Origin of the sequence: Paraburkholderia sp. CNPSo 3274, assembly GCF_024206475.1 — a bacterium.
Taxonomy (GTDB): domain Bacteria; phylum Pseudomonadota; class Gammaproteobacteria; order Burkholderiales; family Burkholderiaceae; genus Paraburkholderia.
The window spans coordinates 1-20,616 of record NZ_JAMBPR010000102.1 but is presented as its reverse complement, the minus strand read 5'-3'; the positions used below and the strand labels follow the sequence as shown (position 1 = coordinate 20,616).

Here is a 20,616-nt window from a genome sequence, read left to right as displayed (position 1 = left end):
ACGCCATCGAAAGTCTGAACATGCAGCTTCGCAAGATCATCAAGACGCGGGGCCACTTCCCCAATGACGAGGCTGCAATCAAACTACTCTGGCTAGCGCTACGCAACGTGCTGGCCAAGTCGGTACGGGCCACCTTTGACTGGAAATCCGCGATGAACCAGTTTGCCATCCTGTTTGGCGACCGATTCACGACGGCGCGAGGGTAACGTTCTTTTAAACCGCCTCGCCCACAAAAACGCGGACAGGTTCGGGCAACGCCTGCATACCGACGCGAAAACAAGGAAATGCCAAAGCGCGAAAGAAGGCCACAAAAAAAACATCCCATTCAAACCCTATCAGCACCCCACCGATACCCCGCCCCAGCATGCCGCTGCGGCAACACAGCCTCACCGCCAAACAACTTCTCCCGCAACGTCCCAGGCGCATACGCCGTCTTATAGCGCCCACGCGTCTGCAACTCCGGCACGACGAGATCCACGAAATCCTCATAGCTCTCGGGCACAACAGTGCGGCTCAAGTTGAAGCCATCCACATCCGCCTCGTCGATCCACGCCTGCAGTTCATCTGCCACTTGCGAAGCGCTGCCAACAATCGCCGGATAGCGCCCGCCCAGCTCGAACATCTCGAGCAGTTTGCGCCGCGTCCAGCCATGTTGCTTCGCCGTGCGCGAAGCGGATTCGATCGCATTGCCCGGCGCGTAATCCACGGGCGCGTCGAGATCGTATTGCGCGTAATCGATGCCCGTGCTCGACGCGAAATGCGCCAACCCCGCCTCGCGGCTCGCATACTGGCGGTAGTCGGCATACTTCTCGCGCGCTTCGCGCTCGGTCGCACCCGCCACCACCGACACGCCGACGAAGACCTTCACATCGTCGGGGCGGCGCCCCGCTTGCACCAGCTGTTCGCGCAGCGCACGCACCATCTCTCGCGCAGCGGCGCGACCAGGCGGCGAAATGAACACGCATTCGGCATGACGCGCCGCAAAGCGCTGCCCGCGCCCCGAACTGCCCGCCTGGAACAACACCGGCGTGCGCTGCGGCGAAGGTTCCGCCAGGTGATAGCCGTCCACACGGTAGTAACGTCCCGCATGCTCCACGCGATGCAACTTCGCAGGATCTGCGAAAACACGCGCGGCCTTGTCGCGCCGCACGGCGTCCGCTTCCCAGCTACCCTCCCAGAGTTTGTACAGGACTTCCAGGTATTCGTCCGCCCGGTCGTAGCGCTCGTCGTGCGGCAGTTGCTGCTCGAGTCCCATCGCGCGCGCCGCACTGTCCAGATAGCCCGTCACGATGTTCCAGCCGATGCGGCCTTGCGTGAGGTGATCGAGCGTGGAAAAGCGCCGCGCCAGCAAATAAGGCTGCTCGTATGTGAGGTTCACCGTTACGCCAAAACCGAGATGCTCGGTCACGGCGGCCATGGCCGGCACGACCAGCGTGGGGTCGTTCACCGGCAACTGGATCGACTCGCGCAGCGTCACGTACGCATTGCGCTGATAGACATCGTAGACACCCACGATATCGGCAAGAAAAAGCCCGTCGAAAAGCCCGCGCTCCAGCGTACGCGCGAGATTCGTCCAGTACGCGAGCGTGCGGTAGTCGGTCGAGCGGTCGCGCGGGTGCGTCCACAGCCCGTGATTAATGTGCCCCACGCAATTCATGTTGAACGCGTTGAGCAAAATGGGTTTGTTCGTTTTTGCCATCGTAAGGCTCGCTCCTGCGGCATCGACCGGGTCCAAATGCCCATTGGAACAGCCTGCGTCTGGATTCCCTACCAGTAAATTCGCAATTGCATATCGGCTTTGCGGATGTGGGCGCGGCCTACGCTTTCATAACGTCCTGCGCTTCAATCTGCGCTTCGACCTGGGGTTCACGCTTGAGCGCGAAAAGCGAAGCTGCAACGATCAGCATGCCGCCGATCCATGCGGACAAAGAAAGCCGCTCGCCGAGCCACACGCATGCAAAGAGAGCACCGAACACAGGCTCGCTGCCCATCAGCAACGCCACGCGCGTGGGGCTGCTGCGGCTAACGGCGTAGTTCTGCACGAAGAAGGCGAATAGCGTGCAGCCTGCCACGAGATAGATCACGCTGCCCCAGAACACGCCATGCCCCTGCCAGTGTGGCAACGGTTGCCACTGTTCGGGCGCGAAAGTGAACGCGAGCGCGGCGCAGCCAATCGAAACGACGGCGGACTGGACCGCCGTCACCGTGAGCGGCGGCACGGCGCCCGACTTCATCACGCGCTTGACCGCACAGGTCGTCAATGCGCGCAGCAGCGCGGCCAGCACGACCAGCAGGTCGCCGGGGCTCGCTGCCACATGTCCGCCCGTAAGGAGAAGCGCGCCAAGCAGCGACACGCCCGCCGCCGTCCATTCCACTCGCCGCGGCACGCGCTTGAGCCACGCCCACTCCACGAGCGGCGTGAGGACCACGCACAGGCTGATGAGAAACGCGGCGTTCGAAGCGTTCGTGAGCGACACGCCAAACGTCTCGGCCAGAAAGATGCCGAGCAGCAGGAGTCCCGCGCCGAACACGCCGATCCGCTCGCGCCACGTCACATGACGCAGACCGCGCAGCGCGGGCGATAGCAGCACGAACGTGATACCAAAGCGCAGCGCGAGCAGACCCAGCACCGGATAGACGAGCAGCGCGCCCTTCACCACGCCATAGCTCGTGCCCCAGATGAGCGCGACGGCAACGAGCAGCAGATCGACAGTGCGGGACGAACGGGTTAGGGCATTCATGGGGAACGAGCTTGCAGATGAGCCGGGAACGCAGACATTGTCCGATAATGTTTTCGAAGCGATAATCCGCTTGAGCGGAACATCATTTATGCTCCGAATGCACAGATGACTTCGCCCTGCCTGCCATGAATCCCGCCGACCTCCTGCCCCTGCTGCCCGATCTGGCCACCTTCGCCCGCGTAGTCGACGCCGGTAACTTCTCGGTCGCGGCGCGCCAGCTCGGCAGCACGCCTTCCACCGTGAGCCGCCAGATGCAACGGCTCGAACGCGCGCTCGGCACGCGCCTGCTCGAGCGCTCCACGCGCAGCCTGCGGCTCACGGAATCGGGCGCCGAGGTCTACCGTCACTGCACGGACATGGTCGAAGCCGCCGCGAGCGCAGCGCAAGCCGCCAGCCGCCTCACCGGCCGCCCGCATGGCCGCGTCAGCATCAGCGCGCCTATTTCCTTTGCGCAAAGCGTCATTCATCCGCTGATTTCCGGCTTCCTGCACGCGTACGAGGAGGTCGCGGTGCAGGTCATCTTCACCGACCGCGACGTCGATCCCATGCGCGACAGCGTCGATATCGTGATTCGCCCTACGCCCACGCCACCGCCGGGGCTCGCGGCGCGGCGGCTCGGCACGCTGCAGTGGATGCCGTGCGCGTCGCCCGCCTACCTGCGCGCGCACGGCACGCCGAAGCATCCGAAGGATCTCGCCCGCCACGACTGCCTCTATCTCGGCGAAACGCCCGACGACAACCGCTGGACCTTCCGGCGCGGCGCGCAAACGCATGCCGTCGAGGTGAAGGGCCGCTATATCGCCAACGACGTGGGCGCGCGGCGCGATGCGGCGCTTGCGGACTGGGGCATTGCGAGCCTGCCCGAATTCGCCGCGGCGGATGCGCTGCGCGACGGCCTGCTCGTGCGGGTGCTTCCCGAATGGTCGCTGGAGCCGCGCGCCTATAGCGGCCCGGTGTGGATGCTCTATCCGCCCAATCGGTTTTTGCCGCCGAAGGTGCGCGTGTTGATCGACTGGCTCGCGCAGCACATGCCCGAGTGATCGACGGTCCCCGCCCCGCCGCCCGTGAGACGATCGGGCATGAACTTGAGCAGCGCCGACATTCACCCTCGCGCGTGGACCTCCTAGACTGGGTCATGGAAACGAATGCATGAACCCCTCAAGGAAACACGATGCAAAGCCTGCGAACGGATGTCGCCATCATCGGCGCCGGCACGGCCGGACTTTCTGCTTACCGCGCCGCGAAGGCGGAAGGTGCGAGCGCAATCATCATTGAAGGCGGCGCTTACGGCACGACATGTGCGCGCGTGGGCTGTATGCCCTCGAAGCTGCTGATCGCAGCGGCCGAGGCAGCGCACGCGGTGACGATGGCGCGGCGTTTCGGCGTGAATCCGCTCGGCATGGAAATCGACGGCCGCGCCGTGATGGACCGCGTGCGCAGCGAGCGGGACCGGTTTGTCGGTTTCGTCGTGGACGGCGTGCTCGCACTTCCCGAAGCGGACCGCCTGGTCGGGCACGCGCATTTCATCGACGACGGCCTGCTCCAGGTTGGCGAGCACACGCAGGTGCGCGCAAAAAACGTCGTGATCGCAACGGGCTCGATACCCACGATACCCGAGTCGCTCGCCGGACTTGGCGACCGGCTCATCGTCAACGACGACGTGTTCGCCTGGGAGGACCTGCCACGCAGCGTGGCGGTGGTCGGTGCGGGCGTGATCGGTCTGGAGCTTGGCCAGGCGCTCGCAAGGCTTGGCGTGCGGGTCACGTTGTACGGCGGCTCGCACGGCAGCGTGGGGCCGCTCACGGACCCGCGTCTGATCAGCGAAGCGCATCGCGTGTTTGGCAGGGAAATGCACTTCGACACGCAGGGACGTGTCGTATCGGCTGAGCGCAGCGATGCGGGCGTGATGTTACGGTACGCCCGTGCCGATGGCACGCAGTCCGAAGAAATGTTTGATTACGTTCTGGCGGCAACGGGCAGGAACCCCAACGTGGCGACCCTGGGCCTTGCGAACACCTCGCTTGAACTCGACGCGCACGGCGTGCCACGCTTCGACCCGGCTACGCTGCAAGTCGGCACCGCGCCGGTGTTCTTAGCGGGTGATGCGAACGACGTGCTGCCGCTGCTGCATGAAGCCGCCGACGAGGGCCGTGCAGCGGGCCGCAATGCGGCACGCTTTCCCGAAGTCGAACCCGTTGCGCGCCGAGCAGCGCTTGCGATCGTGTTTTCTGACCCGCAGATCGCCATGGCTGGCAAGTCTTATCGGGAACTGGTGGAAGGCCGCTTCGTGACGGGCGCCGTGAGCTTCGAGGATCAGGGGCGCAGCCGCGTGATGCTCAAGAACCACGGCTTGGGCCACGTGTACGTGGACCGCGCGACGCGGCGCTTCGTGGGTGCGGAATGGCTCGGGCCGGCGGCGGAACATATCGGGCACCTGCTCGCGTGGAGCGTGCAGATGGGACTGAGCGTGGACGACATGCTGGCGATGCCGTTCTATCACCCGGTAGTGGAGGAAGGCTTGCGCACGGCGTTGCGCGACGCTGCCTCGCAGCTGAATCACAAGGGCTGAGCGAATTTCGCCTGGCTATTCTTTTCAACTCGCCACGGCACACACACTGACAATGAAAGCACTCGTCCTCAGCCACTACGATGGTCCGCTCGAACTTGCCACGCTCGATCGCCCGCAGCCGCAAGGGGGCCAGGTGCTTGTGCGCGTCCATGCTGCGGGCCTCAATCCGCTCGACGTAAAGATTCGTGCAGGCAAGGCCGATCATGCGAAGCATCCGCTGCCACTCGTGCTCGGCATCGACATGGCGGGCGTGGTGGAAGCGGTCGGCGCGGGCGTCACGCGTTTCGCGCCCGGCGACGAGGTATACGGCATGACGGGCGGGGTGGGCGGCATTCAAGGTGCGCTGGCCGAGTACGCCGCCGTCGACGCGGACCTCCTCGCGCGCAAGCCCGCGAATCTCTCGATGCGCGAAGCCGCCGCGCTGCCGCTTGCGTTCATCACGGCGTGGTCGGGCATCGTCGATCGTGCGCACCTGGCGGCGGGGCAGAGCGTGCTGGTTCAGGGCGGCGCGGGTGGCGTCGGCCACGTGGCCGTGCAGATTGCGCGCGCGCTCGGCGCTAACGTCTTCGCGACGGGTAGCGCGCGCAATGCTGATGTGATTTCGCGACTGGGTGCGACGCCCATCGACTATCGAGTGCTAAGCGTCGAGCAGTATGTTCAGGCGCATACGGCGGGCGCGGGGTTCGATCTCGTGGTGGATACTGTGGGCGGCAAGACGCTCGACGCTTCGTTTGCCGCGGTCAAGCATTTTGGGCACGTGGTGAGTGCGCTCGGGTGGGGTACGCATGCGCTCGCGCCGCTGTCGTTTCGTGAGGCGACTTATTCGGGTGTGTTCACGCTTTATCCGCTTTTGAGCGGTAAGAACCGCGTGCATCACGGTGAGATGCTTCGCGAGGCGACGCGGCTTGCCGAGGCTGGGCAGCTCAAGCCGCGGCTGGATTTGCGGCGCTTCGCGCTGGGCGAAACCGAGCAGGCTTATGAAGCTGTGGCCGATAGGAGCGCGGCTAGCAAGATTGTCGTTGAGATTGGTTGAGGGTGCGGTGTCGTGTGCTGCGCCGCTCAGGGCGGGATTCTTCGCGCTTTGGCGTTTCCTTGTTTTCGCGTCGGTATGCAGGCGTTGCCCCTGTGCGGGGCGGCACCTCCTTTCTTTGCCGCGGCAAAGAAAGGAGGCAAAGAAAGCCGCTCAAACCGCCAATGCCTGTCCCCTTGCACCACTCGCCGTCATGGGTAGTGGCTCCGGAGCGTCTGTCACCTCGCACCATCAAAGTTAGTGACAAGGCGCTCATTCATCCCGCTGCTCGCTACGCGCGCTGCGGTCGGGTCTGCAAGGGAAACCGGGGGGCGGTGTCAGCCTTAGCGAGAATGCACGCACACCAACGGTTTTGGCTATGCCCTTCGGCGCGCGGAGCGCCGCCGGAAGGATGAGCGCCTTGTCACTCCGGTTGTGGGCGAGTGGTGACAGACGCTCCGGAGCCACTGGCATAGACGGCCAGAGGTGAACCGTGGCAGGCGCTAGCGGTTTGAGCGGCTTTCTTTTGCCTACTTTTCTTTGCCGCGGTGTACAGACCGGAGACATGATTGACACATGTATGAGGACATCGTTGACACCTGATACTCACGGCAATGCTGCTTTCAGGTCAAGTGTCGCGACACGGTGATGGGCAAACCAGAGCTCGAATACACCGTCTTCGTCCTCCTTTGGACGGGCCGCCACGCGCAGCCCCTTGAGCGCAATCGAGAGCCTCAGTTTCTGCCCCCGCAAGCGCACCAGACCACTTGAATTGACCAGCAACACCTCATCGCCCGGGCCATATTCAGGCTCGGGCAGATGCTCTGGCATTGCGCGTGGACTGGGCCGGTAGCGTGTCAACGGAGTGGCCATGCCCAGTGCTTCATGGGGACGCTCGCTGTTGTAGACGTGACGCCACCGGTTCAGCTCCCGCTGGACATGCTCATGGGTGGTGAAGGCATGCCGCTGCAGCACCTCGGCCTTCAGCGAGCGGTGAAAGCGTTCATCCTTGCCATTGGTCTGCGGGTGGTAGGGCCCGCTATAGCTCACATGCACGCCCAGCCTGATGAGCCAGACGGCCAGCTCCGTGATCTGTCCGGGCGAGCTGGGCGAGCCCCACGGTGCGCCGTTATCCGTGTTGATGCGCGCAGGCAGTCCGTAGCAGCGAAACGCCTGCTGCAGTTCGGCCTGCACGATTTCGGTCGTGGTGCGCGAGCATGCCTTGAGGACGATATTGAAGCGCGAGTGATCATCGATGACCGTCAGCGGCGAACAGCGCCCGCTCTCCAGGGTCTGGAAATCGCCCTTGAAATCCATCTGCCAGAGCGAGTTCGGGTGCTCATGTTCGAAGCGCTGCCAGTGCTGGCGCTGCGCAGATTCACGCTCGGGGATCATCCCGTGACGGCGCAGGATTTCGGTGATGGTGGCAGGTGCCGGAACCTGCGTGTGGCCCAGGTCAAGCAGGCGCCGCCTGATCTTGCGCCCGCCCCAGCCGTACTCCTGACGCAGCGCCAGGACGCGCTCGACGAGTGGATCCGGCGAACGCGTGGGGCTGTGATGCGGGCGACGCGAGCGGTCCGCCAGACCCGCCGGGCCTTCGTCGCGGTGGCGTTCAAGCCATTTGTAGCCGGTCTGGCGGCTGATATCGAAGCGCCGGCACAACACACTGAAGGGCAGGCTCTGCGCGGCTGCCAGGCTGACGAATTCCTGTCTGAGGCTCATGGTGTCTTTTACATTCCAGGGCATGAATGGATTCGGGCGTTGGGTTGCCCAAAAGTGTCAACCATGTCCCCGTACACCTGTCAGCTATGTCTCCGGTCTGTACACCGCGGCAAAGAAAAGTAGGTGCCGCCCCGCACAGGGGCAACCCAGGCAGACCGACGCGAAAACAAGGAAATGCCAAAGCTCCCAGAAGTCCCGAATCAATCGCCTCTCAGGGCCCACAACCTCAGACCTGCACACCCCAGCGCCGCACGGTAAGACGCTCCAGCGTATCAAACACCAGATGCTCAACGAGCAGCCCAATCACGATCACGGCCGCAAGCCCGGCAAACACACGGTCGGTATAAAGCTCGTTCCTGTTCTGAAAGATATACCACCCAAGCCCACCCTGCCCGGCGCTAGCACCAAACACAAGTTCCGCCGCGATCAGCGTGCGCCATGCGAAGGCCCAGCCCACGCGCAAGCCCGCAATGATCGAGGGCAGCGCAGCGGGCACCAGTATCAGCACGACCTGGCGCAGCCCGCTCAACCCGTAGTTGCGCCCCGCCATGCGCAGCGTGGCCGGCACGCCGAGAAAACCCGTGTACATGTTGAGCGCGAGCGGCCACAGCACCGCATGCACGAGTACGAAAAGCAGGCTGCCGGTGCCGATCCCGAACCAGAGCAGCGCAATAGGCAGGAGTGCGATGGAAGGCAACGGATTGAACATCGCAGTCAGCATAGAAAGCAAATCGCGCCCTACGCGCGTGGAAACCGCGAGCGACGTGAGCACGAACGCGAGCACCACGCCGATAGCATAGCCCCGCAGCAGCACCGACATCGAAATACCGGTTTTGACGAGCAATTCGCCGCTCGCAACGCCCTGCACGAACGCGGCGAGCGTCGCGCCAAAGGTCGGCACGAGCAAATCGTTCGCGACAATCCGCGCCGTGATTTCCCAGCCTGCAATAAGCACGAGTGCAATGAGCGTGCGGCGGACCCAGCCCGCGTCGAGCACGCGCCGCGCAAGCGGCAGGGGCGCGGAGTCCGCGCCCGCCTGCACCGGCAGCAAGGGCCGCTCGTATTCCGCGCGCACGGGTGGCAAGGGCGGCAGCGTAGGGTGTGGCGTGCTCATCGGCTGGCTTCCTTCACGGCTTCGGTTTCAGTATCGGTATCGAACAACAGGCGATGGATGCGCGCCACACTCTCGCGAAAATCCACGCCACCCATGCTCGCGTGCGAATACGCGTGACTGTTCACCTCCGCGCGCACGCGTCCCGGATGCGGCGAAAGCAGCAGGATGCGGTTGCCGACCACGAGCGCTTCCTCGATCGAATGCGTGACGAACAGCAATGTGAAGCGCGCGTCGTCCCAAAGGCGCAGCAGTTCTTCCTGCATCTTGCGGCGCGTGAGGGCGTCGAGCGCGGCGAAGGGTTCGTCCATCAGCAGCACGCGCGGCTGCATGGCAAGCGCACGCGCTATCGCCACGCGCTGTTTCATGCCGCCCGAAAGCGTGTGCGGATACGCATCGGCGAAGGCGGCGAGTCCTACCTTGTCGAGGTAGTGGAGCGCACGTTCGCGCGCTTCGGCGCGCGGCAGTTTGCGCGCGACGCGCAACGGAAACGCCACGTTCTCGGCCACGGTTTTCCAGGGCGGCAACTGGTCGAATTCCTGGAACACCACCACGCGGTCCGCACCCGGTCCGCGCACCGGTTCGGCCGCCAGCGAGATCGATCCCGACACCGGCTCGATAAAGCCCGCAATCGCCTTGAGCAAAGTGGACTTGCCGCAGCCCGAAGGCCCGAGCAGCACGAATCGGTCGGCGCAGTAGACATCGAAGCTCACGTCCTGCGTGGCGCGCACGATGCGCTCGCGGCTGCGGTATTCGAGGCTGACGTTTTCGATGGCGAGCAGGCGTTCGCTGTGTCGCCCGGCCTCGACGGTGTGTTCGGTATGCGCGGGCCGCTCGCTCACAACAACGCGTTCCGCCGCGCCCGCTTCGCGGCGCACGGCGGCCGCGCGCTCCCAGAATCTGGTGGTGGTGACGTTCACTTTTCGCAAATCCAGCGGATAAAACGTCAACATACGGGCACCCGGCGCGCCACCCAACCAATGAATCGACATATTCAAACCAGGCCTGCTTATAAGCGCTAGATGTCCGCCGCCAATGCGAACGGGCCCAAAAGGGCCCGCTCCATGGCGCTGATGCCGTGCTTGCTCAACTGCCGCTGGCAACCGCCGGATCGTCGAAGAAGTAATCGCGCCACGACTTCGGCTCGTTGCGGATCGCGCCGACGCGATACATGAATTGCGCGAGCGCGAGCGTATTCTGCGGCGCGGTCTTGAACTGAACCTGCGGATCGCGCAGGATCTTCAGGAGCAGATTGCGGTCGATCTTCGAGTCGTTCACGCGGATATAGATATCCGCGGCCTGCTCGGGGTGCGCTGCGATGAAGTTTGCCGCATCGGCGAGCGCAGCCACGAACGCGCGATAGGTCTTCGGGTTCTCGTCGCGGAACTTCTGCGTGGCGTAAAGCACCGTGGCCGAACTCGGTCCACCCAGCACGTCGTACGAGTTGAGCACGATATGCGCCTTCGGGTTCGCGGCCAGTTCCTGCTGCTGGAACGGCGGGTTGCCGAAATGTGCCGTAATCACACTGCTGTTCGCCATGATCGCGGCCGTGGCGTCCGGGTGCGGAATGGCCTGGCTGTATGGGTCGAGCCGGTCGAACTGCTTCTCGCCCCACTGCTTCGCCGCCGCGTATTGCAGCACGCGCGACTGCACCGAAACGCCCACGGCCGGCACGGCAATGCGGTCCTTGCTCGTGAAATCGGCGATGGTCTTGACGTTCGGATTCGTGGTGACGAGGTAGTACGGCAGGTTGCCAAGCGATGCCACGCCTTTCACGTTCTGCCTGCCGTGCGTGCGGTCCCACACCGTGAGCAGCGGGCCCACGCCCGCGCCAGCCACATCCACCGCGCCGGAAAGCAGCGCGTCGTTCACAGCCGCGCCGCCAGAAAGACGCAGCCAGTCGACCTTGATATCCACGCCGGCCTTGCGCCCCTCCTGCTCGATGAAATGCTGGTCGCGCGCGACGTTGAGCATCAGATACACAACACCGAACTGCTCCGCAATGCGGATCTGCCCTTCTGCGCGCGCAGGTGCCGGCGCGCTCAGGCCAAACGCCCCGAGCGCAATGGCGAGCGACGCTGCGCCCGCACGGCGCCACATATTCGCGCGTTTCGCGAGCGCATTACCGATGGAAAGCGACATACTATGGATTCCTTTTTATTCTGTGCAGGACAGAACGCAGCAAAAACGCCCTGCGGCGCGCATCAAAACGGCGTGTCGCCTTCGATGGTGGTGCGATAAAGCTTACGGCGCAGATGATCAGGCGTGCCCGCCGCGAGATGCATGAGCGAGCGGTTGTCCCAGAACACGAGATCGTGCTCGCGCCATTCGTGGCGGTAGCAATGCTCCGCGCGCACGCTGTGCGCGAACAGCGCGTCGAGCAGCGCGCGGCTTTCGTCTTCGGGCAGATCGACGATGCGCGTCGTGAAGTGCTCGCTCACGAACAGCGCCTTGCGTCCGGTTTCCGGGTGCGTGCGCACGACGGGATGCACAACGGGCTTCACCTGCGCGATCTGCTCCGCCGTGAGATTCGGCCGCCACGGGCTGCGCGCCTGGAGTTCCGCATAGCGCGCGAGATAGGTGTGTTCGGCCCGCCGCCCCTCCACGGCGCTGCGCAAATGCGCAGGCAGCGTGTCCCATGCGAGATGCATGTTGGCGAACAACGTGTCCCCGCCCTCTGCGGGCAACTCCTGCGCGTGCAGCAGCGAACCGAGGCTCGGCTTCTCCTTGTATGAAAGATCGGAATGCCAGAAGTGTCCCGCGTCGCCAAGACCAACGGGCTTGCCGTTCTCCACGATGTTCGAGACGATCAGCACCTCTGGGTGGCCCGCCAGCGCGAACTGATGCAGCACGTGGATCTGCAACGGCCCGAAGCGGCGGCTGAATTCGACCTGCTGCTCCGGCGTGATGCGCTGGGCGCGAAACACCAGCACATGGTGATCGAGGTGCGCGAGATGAATGCGCGCGAAATCTTCGCTCGACAGCGGCTGCGCGAGATCGAGGCCAACCACTTCCGCGCCGAGCGGCGCATTCAAGGGAAGAATGTCGAAGCCGTGGGACGCGGCGTGCGCGCTCGACGTGGCAGAAGCGGTGAATGTGGCGGTGGTAGTCACGCAGCAAGCCTTTCAGGTAAGCGATGGCTTCAATCTACGTGATCCGCCCGCCGGCTGACAACGAAGCAAATCCGATACGTTTATCCGTTCGAGTCATAAAGGCGCTGTTAAGACATACGGCGGCATAAGTCGCAGGCCGGCGCTGCGGGCTCGAATACTCATGTCCGAATCTGGCCAGATTCCTCCCTGGATCTGTTTTAAAGTCTCGACATGCGCCTCGATCCCGACACCTGCTACGAGACCATGCTCTCGAAGGACCGCCGTTTCGACGGCTGGTTTTTCGTCGGCGTTTCGTCTACCGGGATTGACTGCCGCCCGGTCTGCCCGGTTCGCACGCCCCGGCGCCAGAACTGCCACTTTTTCGCCAATGCCGCGGCGGCTGAACGCGCGGGATTTCGTCCCTGTCTGCGGTGCCGCCCTGAACTGGCCCCAGGCAACGGCCTGCTGGACGTATCGAGCAGGCTCGCGCACGCCGCCGCGACGCTGATCGAGGAGGGATTCCTCAACACGGGCAGCCTTGCAGATCTGGCCGCACGCGTTGGCGTGAACGACCGGCACCTGCGGAGGATCTTCGACGCGCAATTCGGCGTGTCGCTGATGGAGTTTGCTCAAACCCAACGACTTCTGATGGCCAAGCGGCTGCTGACCGATACCCGCTTGCCGGTCGTGGGGCAGTTTCTGCCGCGCGTCAGGCGTCTGTTCGACCTGGACTCGCGCCCCGATCTGATCGATCTGCATCTTGGCGATCTCGCTGCCGGCTCACCGGGCATGCGCGTCCCGGGCGCCATGGACGGCTTCGAGATCGCGGTGTGCGCCTTAGCCGGGCAATCACCGCGTTCAACGAACACGCAATGCATCCTTGCACGCATTGCCGGGCGCTTTGGCACGCAGGTCAGCGCGCCGCAGGCGTTGACCCGCGTCTTTCCCTCCGCTGCCACGCTCGCACGCGAGCCAGTCTCCGCACTCGAGGATACGGGGATGTCGCGCAAGCGCGCAGAGGCGATCGTTGCGCTCGCAAGCGAAGTCTCGTCGGGTCGCATGAGGCTCGAGCCCGCCGCGCCGCTGGAGGAAACGCTCCACGCACTGCGGAACATTCACGGCATAAGCGAATGGGCCGTGCAGTACATCGCCATGCGCGCGCTCGCGTGGCCCAATGCCTTTCCGCCGTGTGACCCGACGCTGAAAAAGCAACTGGGCTACGCGAGCGCATCCGCACTCGGCCGCCATGCCGAACAATGGGAACCGTGGCGCGCCTACGCAACCCTCCATATGTGGAGCCAACTCGAGGGCCAACTCAAACGACACCCGGCTACCTGATTCCAAGTCCATTGGGGGATATCGCGCTGCGCGTAGAAGACGATTTCCTGACCGGCCTTTTTTTCGTGGGCCAGAAGTACTTTCCGCAGATGTCGCTTACGCGCATTGGAACCGGAGCACCGCCACTTGCGCTTTATGCACAGCGGCAAATCGCTCAGTTCTTTTCCGGCGCGAGACGGGACTTCGGGCTTCCAATTGCATTGCGGGGCACGCCGTTTCAGCGGCGGGTCTGGAAAGAGCTTGAAGCGATTCCGTATGGACGTGTGATCTCCTATGCGGAGGTCGCGAGGCGCTTGCGCCTGGACTCTGGGCACGCGCGCGCAGTGGGGAGCGCGGTTGGCCGCAACCCCCTTTCCGTGATCGTTCCGTGCCACCGTGTTGTCGCGACGAACGGCGCGTTGACTGGTTACGCAGGCGGCGTGGATCGCAAAGCGGCGCTGCTCGCACTCGAACAGGCCGAACCATTGGAATGAAGCGCGCATGGACCGCTTCGCGGCGCTCGAGCAGCTATTTGCCGCGCCGGTCCAGAAGCGGTCCGCTCTCACACCTACTGCCCGCCCCCGTACATATCGGGCAGCATCAGCGTCACGCCGTTGGTCCAGCCAAAGCCGTCCTGCAACGGGTATTTGCCGCCCCCACCGCCGCCTTCACCCGCACCCTCGACAATATATTTCTCGACGAGCTTTTGCTGCGTGTTATAGACGTTCTCGACGTCGGCGAGAAAACGCGTGCCAACGGGCTGAGCGAGATCGCTGCGCCCGTATTGCTTGAGGCCCTGTATGAGGGGTAACGGTTGACGCCTTCGGCGCGGCGCGCGGCGTAGCCGGCGAACTGACCCACGCACCGATGCGTTCGATGCCGCGCCCTTTGCGACGCCGCATCTCCATCCACGAGAATATTTGCACCGATGAAGCATCGGTTCAGTATTCGAAAGGGAGAGACGTGATACCGTCAATCCGCAATGCCTATGCCTATGCCTGTCTGGCATCGAAATGCGGTGCAGGCGCTGGCACCGCATTTGCGCATCGACCTGTTTGCGAACTACCGCCCGCTTGCAGCGCGCCCCTGCCGAGGAGTCCAAGCTCATGCCATCGAATGCCACGCCGAATGCCAGGCCCACCCAAGCCGACCCATCCGATCTCGACCGTCTCGCCATCGACACGATCCGCACCTTGTCGATGGACGCCGTGCAAAAGGCCAATTCCGGCCACCCCGGCACGCCCATGGCGCTCGCGCCGGTGGCGTACCAGCTCTGGCAGCATCATCTGCGTTACGACCCCGCCGCGCCGCTCTGGCCCAACCGCGACCGCTTCGTGCTCTCGAACGGCCACGCTTCGATGCTGCTTTACTCGATGCTGCATCTTACGGGCGTGCAAGCCGTCGACGAAAAAGGCAAGCTCACAGGCAAGCCCGCGGTTTCGCTCGACGATATCAAACACTTTCGCCAGATCGACAGCGTCACGCCGGGACACCCGGAATTTCGTATGACGACGGGCGTCGAGACGACCACCGGGCCGCTCGGTCAGGGGCTCGGCAACAGCGTAGGCATGGCCATGGCCGAGCGCTGGCTCGAGCAGCGCTTCAATCGCCCCGACGCCACGATTTTCGACTACCGCGTCTATGCGATATGCGGCGACGGCGACATGATGGAAGGTGTCTCGCACGAAGCGGCATCGCTCGCGGGCCATCTGGGCCTGTCGAATCTGATCTGGATTTACGACAGCAACCGCATCACGATCGAGGGCCACACCGACCTCGCCTATAGCGACGACGTCGAAGCGCGCTTTCACGGCTACCACTGGCACACGCTGCACGTGGACGACGCCAACGACACGAACGCTATCGAAGCCGCCATTGAAAAAGCACAGGCCGTCACCGACAAACCGACGCTCATCGTGGTGAAGAGCATCATCGGCTGGGGCGCGCCACATCGGCAGGACACGGCGGCGGCGCACGGCGAGGCGCTGGGCGAAGAAGAAGTGCGGCTCGCCAAGCGCGCATACGGCTGGCCGGAAGACGCGCAGTTTCTCGTGCCCGATGGCGTGCGCGAACGTTTCGCGCAAGGCATGGGCGCACGCGGCAAGGCCGCGCACGAAGCGTGGAAGCAACGCTACGACGATTACGCGAAGCGCTACCCCGAGCCCGCGAAGGAACTGGGCCTGATGCTCGACGGCAAGCTGCCCGAGGACTGGGACGCCGATATTCCCACCTTCGAAGCCGACGAAAAGGGCATAGCCACGCGCGAGTCGTCGGGCAAGGTGCTCAACGCCATTGCGCAACGCGTGCCGTGGATGATCGGCGGCGCCGCCGACCTCTCGCCCTCGACCAAAACCAATCTCAAGTTCGAAGGCGCGGGAAGCTTCGAGCGCGATCACTACGACGGCCGCAACCTGCACTTCGGCATTCGCGAGCACGGCATGGGCGCGGTCAGCAACGGCCTCGCGCTTTCGGGCCTGCGTCCGTTCGCATCGACGTTCCTCATTTTCAGCGACTATATGAAGCCGCCCATCCGGCTTGCCGCGATCATGGAGCTGCCTGTGGTCTACGTGTTCACGCACGATTCGATCGGCCTGGGCGAAGACGGGCCGACGCACCAGCCGATCGAGCAGCTCGCCACGCTGCGCAGCGTGCCAGGCCTGCTCACGCTGCGCCCGGCCGACGCCAACGAAGTCGCCCAAGCGTGGCGCGTGGCGCTCACACGGCCGCACGAACCGGCCTGCATGGTAGTGACGCGCCAGGCGCTGCCTACGATCGACCGTACGAAATACGCGAGCGCGCAAGGCGTGAGGCACGGCGCATACGTGCTCGCCGACGCGCCCGATGGCAAAGAGCCCGAAGTCCTGCTTCTCGCCACAGGCAGCGAGGTTTCGCTATGCATTTCCGCCTATGAGACGCTGAAAATGGAGGGGATCGCGGCACGCGTGGTCTCGATGCCTTCCTGGGACGTGTTCGAACTGCAGGACGAGGCGTACCGGGAGTCGGTGCTGCCGCCACACATTCATGCGCGTGTGGCCGTGGAGCAAGCCGCGACGCTCGGCTGGGACCGCTACGTCGGTCGCTTCGGCTCGCAGATCGTGATGCGCACGTTCGGCGCCTCCGCGCCGATCAAGGCGCTGAAGACCAAATTCGGCTTCACGCCGGAGCACGTGGTGGAAGAAGCGAAGAATCAGATCGCCCGCTGCAAGGCAGGCGCGCGTGAGTAGTTAGTGCCTGCTCGTGCCGTACATGCGCAAATAGCCGCTGTGAAGCATCACCGGCTTGCCGTCCGTCTCTTCGATGAGGCGGGCGGCCGCCGATTCGATCGCGGCGCGGTTGCGTTGGAACGCCTGGCGCAGATCGGGCTCGCGCAGCGATCTCGCGCCGAAGCGATCCTCCAGGGCTTCTGCCGTAATGGCACAGTCCACAGGGACGGAATCCGCCACCGCAACAAAGGTTAGCGCATATTGTTCCGTGTCGTACTCGACCGGACCTTCTGGAAAGGAAATGTTCATGATTGTTGGACTCCTGAATTTTCCGACCTGACCCTCGCAAACCATCTCATTGCGGAATGTTCACCGCCTCGTGATGCCAAATAGCAAGCTCGCCAGAAAGAGAATCACGAAGACGAGGAACAGAATCTTGGCGATGCTCGCTGCACCCACCGCAATCCCGCCGAACCCGAACACAGCCGCGATGATGGCTATCACGAAGAAAACGATCGCGTAGTAAAGCATTGCCGGCTCCTTTGACTTTGAAGATGTCTCACGACGTATGCGCACCGGCTGTGCCCGAGCCGGCTTTTGCGTGGCGCCGGGAGTCCAGAAAAGCTGCGCACGTCGCGTTCCGAAGCCGCGAGCGCTTCCTCGCGCCGGTGCCCGCGGCGCATACGGCCACGAACGCGTACGCGCGGAACAGCAGAGCCACCCCGTAGGTCACGGACAGCATCGCGGGATGTACGGCGAAGAGGAAGGTCAGCGCGCTTGACACCCCTCACATCGCTTTCGTCTACCATCGCGTGTGCATCGTCATGCGGGGTGGCCGCCGAGCCTCCGGTCATTGCCAGCCGCTTACGTTTTGATTGCACGCCCCAACAAGTCTTTCTCGGCTTGCCTACGCGCGAGCAATCGGTCGAATACGACGTAAGGCGAGACAAACGCACCCTGCTCGTGGACGGCAAAGTCCGAACGCCCGCCCACTGAGTTCACTCACCCCGGAAGCGCCATGACAACAACCCGCAATAGACTTCCGTACGCCGCTGCTACGATATTGACCGTGCTCTTGTGCCTGTTCACCGCGGTTGCACACGCGGCAGGGTTCGAGCGCCTCGACATTCCCGCCGACGCCAACGGCCCGGCATTGAGAGCCATGGTCTGGACGCCATGCGCCGAGCCAGCCGAAGATGTGCCGTTCGGTCCATACATCCTGCGCGGGCGGCGCGACTGTCCGACCGTTGGCGACAAGCTTGCGCTCATTGTCATTTCGCACGGCCACACAGGCTCGTTTCTGGGCCACCATGACCTTGCCGAAGTGTTAGCTGATGCTGGCTTCGTTGTGGCCGCAATCAACCATCCCGGCGATTCGTTCGCCGATCCGAGCCGCTCGGGCGATATGTCCGTGTTCGTCGAGCGGCCGACCGATATCAAACGCCTGATCGATTATATGCTGGGCTCCGCGCCCGATGCAGCGAAAATCGATTCGCAACGCATCGGCTTTTTTGGCTTTTCGCGCGGCGGCTATACGGGTCTGGTGTTAGCGGGCGGCGTGCCGGACTTCAAGCACGCCGATGTGCCATGCCCAGACCCGAGGCCGCCGGTCTGCGACGAGATCGCGCGTGGCGAGGTGCCCGCGCAGCCGTTGCCAGTCGACGCGCGCATCAAGGCGTTCGTGCTCGCCGATCCGCTCAATGAATTCCCTGCCGCGAGCGATCTGAAGAACGTGACAGCACCCATGCAGGTGTGGGCCTCGCAGTATGGCGGCGACGGCGTATTGCCCCACAACGCGCCCGCGCTTGCCCACACGCTGCCTCGCAAACCCGACTATCACTTCGTGCCCGACTCGGCGCATTTCGCCTTTCTTGCGCCCTGCCCCGCGGCTATGAAAAAGAACGTGCCGATGATCTGCGTGGATGAGCACGGCTTCGATCGGGTCGCGTTTCATAAGCAGTTCGATGCAAGCGTGCTCGCGTTTTTCAAAGCGAATCTGCCCTAGCTTTCACGTGCCCTGTGGCCCAACCGCCGCGAAATCGCGTCCACGCAGTCGCGCAGCGCTCGCGCGTCACCTCCACGCGCAATGCCCTCCGTCCTATTTCCAGTAGGGCTCGCGCAGATCCTTTTTCAGAATTCTCCCGGCCCCGGAAAGCGGCAGCGCGTCACGAAACTCCACTGTCTTCGGGCATTTATAGCTTGCGACGAACGCGCGGCAATGCTCGCGCAGCGTCGCTTCGTCCAGTTGTGCGCCCCGCTTGAGCACGACCACGGCATGCACTGCCTCGCCCCAGTGCTCATGCGGCACGCCGATCACCGCGCACATCGCCACGGCAGGATGGCGTGCGATCACGTTTTCGATCTCGGCGGAATAGACGTTTTCGCCACCGGTCACGATCATGTCCTTGATGCGATCGACGATAAACACGTAGCCCTGTTCGTTCATGTACCCGCCGTCGCCGGTGTGGAACCAGCCGTTGCGCATGGCGCGCGCCGTTTCCTCGGGCTTGTTCCAGTAGCCTGGCGTGATATTAGGACCACGAACGACGATTTCGCCTACCGTGCCGCGCGGCACTTCGCGGCCATCCTCGTCCACAATGCGCATGGTGACGCCGATCCCGCCCCGCCCCACGGAGCGCGAAAGTCCGCTGCGGCGCGCAGCCTCGCTGTGGTTCTCCGGCGGATTGCTCGACACGACGGGGCACGTCTCGGTCAGGCCATAGCTGTGCGAGAGTTCGATCCCCGGAAGCTGCACGAGCAGCTGTTCGACCATCGTGCCTGCGCTGGGCGATGCGCCGTAGTAGAGCCGACGCAGGCTGCTCAGGTCGTAGCGTGAAAAGTCGGAACTCGCGAGCAGCGCCTGAATCATCGTCGGCACCATCACCGACTCGGTCACGCCCTCCCGTTCCATGGTCGCGAGCAGCTCGCCTGCGTCGAACGACGGCACCATCACATGCGTGCCGCCCGCGAGGAATTGCGTCACGACCCGCCCGAGCCCAGCCACGTGAAAGAGCGGTGCGACGTGCATGACGACACAGTTGGGCGGCTGCGGCATTTCGGCGAGACGCGGCACGCAACCCGACCAGAGGTTCAGATGCGTCTGCATCACGCCCTTCGGAAAGCCGGTCGTGCCGCCCGTGTACATGATGCTGGCGAGATCGTTGCCACCACGCCAAACGTCTTCGATGGGGCGCGTCGTCGCGATCAGCGTCTCGAATGACAGCATGCCTTCCGGCGCCGCACCGTCGCCCGCATAGATCACGATGAGCGAATGCTTCGCTTTCGCGCGAATACCATCGACATGGGACAGGAATGCATCATCGACGAAGAGGATGCGCGTATCGCAGTCGTCCAGCGAGTAGACGATTTCCGGCACGCTCCAGCGCACGTTGATAGGATTGAGCACGCCGCCCCCCACCAGACACCCATGATGTACTCGACGTATCGATCAGAATTCGGGGCCAGCATGGCGACCCGGTCGCCAGGGGCCATGCCAAGGCCGACCAGCGCGCCTGCAACGCGCGCAACACGTTCGCTGAACTCGCCATAACTGCGCCGGCGCCCAAAAAAAGCGGTTGCCGTTCGGTCCGGGTATTGCTGAAGCGCGCGATGAAGGCATTGGGTGAGATACATCTGGATAGTCTCCGTTGTCGGTATCCAATTCGGAACGTGCGTCCCTGAAATGGTGGATAAATCGTGTGCACCAGTATCACGCTCGCACGCGAGATCGCCGCCCCCTCGATTCAGGGGGCAGACAGAGCGACACCTGCCGATAAGTTCCGTTTCCGCCCGCGTCGAGTGAGCCTCGTACGCTTGACGGGGCCTTCTCGCCCCCTTCCGCGCCCCCTTACG

At 63.8% G+C, this 20,616-nt stretch carries 18 protein-coding genes and 2 pseudogenes; 8 read left to right on the top strand and 12 right to left on the bottom strand.

Translation table 11 applies throughout. The annotated features are described in order from the left end of the window. Nucleotides 1–206: transposase (locus M3I54_RS39350; RefSeq protein ID WP_254333344.1), on the top strand; the 206-nt coding region annotated here is incomplete at its 5' end. A 119-nt stretch (nucleotides 207–325) separates the two neighbouring features. Here the strand turns inward: M3I54_RS39350 and M3I54_RS39345 are convergent. Next, complete coding sequence (locus M3I54_RS39345; RefSeq protein ID WP_254345461.1) at nucleotides 326–1,699, bottom strand: LLM class flavin-dependent oxidoreductase; 1,374 nt, start codon at nucleotides 1,697–1,699, stop codon at nucleotides 326–328. A gap of 118 nt (nucleotides 1,700–1,817) precedes the next feature. After that, nucleotides 1,818–2,741: a DMT family transporter gene (locus M3I54_RS39340; RefSeq protein ID WP_254345458.1), complete on the bottom strand. Its 924-nt coding sequence runs from the start codon at nucleotides 2,739–2,741 to the stop codon at nucleotides 1,818–1,820. A 125-nt stretch (nucleotides 2,742–2,866) separates the two neighbouring features. On the opposite strand from M3I54_RS39340, the gene M3I54_RS39335 reads away from it, so the two are divergent. The 3 genes from M3I54_RS39335 (at nucleotide 2,867) to M3I54_RS39325 (ending at nucleotide 6,343) form a co-directional block, all read left to right on the top strand. Next, nucleotides 2,867–3,781, top strand: a complete 915-nt coding sequence (locus M3I54_RS39335) for a LysR family transcriptional regulator (protein ID WP_254345456.1) — start codon at nucleotides 2,867–2,869, stop codon at nucleotides 3,779–3,781. Nucleotides 3,782–3,912: 131 nt separating this feature from the next. Next, complete coding sequence (locus M3I54_RS39330; RefSeq protein ID WP_254345454.1) at nucleotides 3,913–5,310, top strand: dihydrolipoyl dehydrogenase; 1,398 nt, start codon at nucleotides 3,913–3,915, stop codon at nucleotides 5,308–5,310. Nucleotides 5,311–5,356: 46 nt separating this feature from the next. Further along, entirely contained in the window at nucleotides 5,357–6,343 is a 987-nt protein-coding gene (locus tag M3I54_RS39325; protein WP_254345465.1) for a zinc-dependent alcohol dehydrogenase family protein, read from the top strand. 582 nt (nucleotides 6,344–6,925) lie between these two features. Here M3I54_RS39325 and M3I54_RS39320 read toward each other — a convergent pair. The 5 genes from M3I54_RS39320 to M3I54_RS39300 all read right to left on the bottom strand — a co-directional run bounded on the left by M3I54_RS39320 (nucleotide 6,926) and on the right by M3I54_RS39300 (nucleotide 12,265). Then, complete coding sequence (locus M3I54_RS39320; RefSeq protein ID WP_254345452.1) at nucleotides 6,926–8,065, bottom strand: IS481 family transposase; 1,140 nt, start codon at nucleotides 8,063–8,065, stop codon at nucleotides 6,926–6,928. Nucleotides 8,066–8,267: 202 nt separating this feature from the next. Then, nucleotides 8,268–9,155 carry an ABC transporter permease gene (locus M3I54_RS39315; protein ID WP_254345450.1) on the bottom strand — a complete coding sequence of 296 codons (888 nt, stop codon included), beginning with the start codon at nucleotides 9,153–9,155 and terminating at the stop codon, nucleotides 8,268–8,270. Then, nucleotides 9,152–9,994, bottom strand: coding sequence for an ABC transporter ATP-binding protein (locus M3I54_RS39310; protein ID WP_254345463.1), 843 nt, complete (start codon nucleotides 9,992–9,994; stop codon nucleotides 9,152–9,154). The genes M3I54_RS39315 and M3I54_RS39310 overlap by 4 nt, the downstream gene beginning before the upstream one ends. A 244-nt stretch (nucleotides 9,995–10,238) precedes the next feature. Next, on the bottom strand, nucleotides 10,239–11,294 hold the full coding sequence (locus M3I54_RS39305; RefSeq protein WP_254345448.1) for an ABC transporter substrate-binding protein: 1,056 nt from the start codon (nucleotides 11,292–11,294) through the stop codon (nucleotides 10,239–10,241). Nucleotides 11,295–11,356: 62 nt separating this feature from the next. Then, entirely contained in the window at nucleotides 11,357–12,265 is a 909-nt protein-coding gene (locus tag M3I54_RS39300) for a TauD/TfdA family dioxygenase (protein WP_254345446.1), read from the bottom strand. 210 nt (nucleotides 12,266–12,475) lie between these two features. On the opposite strand from M3I54_RS39300, the gene M3I54_RS39295 reads away from it, so the two are divergent. Both M3I54_RS39295 and M3I54_RS39290 read left to right on the top strand, forming a co-directional pair. Continuing rightward, complete coding sequence (locus tag M3I54_RS39295) at nucleotides 12,476–13,582, top strand: DNA-3-methyladenine glycosylase 2 (RefSeq protein ID WP_254345444.1); 1,107 nt, start codon at nucleotides 12,476–12,478, stop codon at nucleotides 13,580–13,582. Beyond that, a complete protein-coding gene (locus tag M3I54_RS39290; RefSeq protein ID WP_375542291.1) occupies nucleotides 13,510–14,055 on the top strand; it encodes a methylated-DNA--[protein]-cysteine S-methyltransferase in 546 nt (181 codons plus the stop codon). The genes M3I54_RS39295 and M3I54_RS39290 overlap by 73 nt, the downstream gene beginning before the upstream one ends. Nucleotides 14,056–14,129: 74 nt before the next feature. Here the strand turns inward: M3I54_RS39290 and M3I54_RS39285 are convergent. After that, nucleotides 14,130–14,363: pseudogene (locus tag M3I54_RS39285) on the bottom strand (trehalase family glycosidase); the annotation flags it as partial. A gap of 304 nt (nucleotides 14,364–14,667) precedes the next feature. Between M3I54_RS39285 and tkt the strand changes: the two are divergent. After that, nucleotides 14,668–16,785, top strand: a complete 2,118-nt coding sequence (gene tkt, locus M3I54_RS39280) for a transketolase (protein WP_254345441.1) — start codon at nucleotides 14,668–14,670, stop codon at nucleotides 16,783–16,785. On the opposite strand, the gene M3I54_RS39275 is transcribed toward tkt, so the two are convergent. Together M3I54_RS39275 and M3I54_RS39270 are read right to left on the bottom strand one after the other, a co-directional pair. Beyond that, nucleotides 16,786–17,073, bottom strand: a complete 288-nt coding sequence (locus M3I54_RS39275) for a DUF1488 domain-containing protein (RefSeq protein WP_254345439.1) — start codon at nucleotides 17,071–17,073, stop codon at nucleotides 16,786–16,788. It abuts the gene before it with no gap. A 60-nt stretch (nucleotides 17,074–17,133) separates the two neighbouring features. Further along, the gene (locus M3I54_RS39270; RefSeq protein ID WP_254345437.1) at nucleotides 17,134–17,295 is read right to left on the bottom strand and encodes a DUF1328 domain-containing protein; all 162 of its coding nucleotides are present in this window, start codon (nucleotides 17,293–17,295) and stop codon (nucleotides 17,134–17,136) included. Nucleotides 17,296–17,782: 487 nt separating this feature from the next. Here M3I54_RS39270 and M3I54_RS39265 point away from each other — a divergent pair, with 487 nt between their 5' ends. After that, nucleotides 17,783–18,769 carry a dienelactone hydrolase gene (locus tag M3I54_RS39265; protein WP_254345435.1) on the top strand — a complete coding sequence of 329 codons (987 nt, stop codon included), beginning with the start codon at nucleotides 17,783–17,785 and terminating at the stop codon, nucleotides 18,767–18,769. Between the two features lie 93 nt (nucleotides 18,770–18,862). Here the strand turns inward: M3I54_RS39265 and M3I54_RS45530 are convergent, their stop codons facing one another. Next, nucleotides 18,863–19,090 (bottom strand): hypothetical protein, encoded by a 228-nt coding sequence (locus M3I54_RS45530; protein WP_375542292.1) that lies wholly within the window; start codon nucleotides 19,088–19,090, stop codon nucleotides 18,863–18,865. 246 nt (nucleotides 19,091–19,336) lie between these two features. Continuing rightward, nucleotides 19,337–20,397, bottom strand: a pseudogene (locus M3I54_RS39260) (AMP-binding protein); the annotation flags it as partial. Between the last annotated feature and the right edge of the window lie 219 nt (nucleotides 20,398–20,616).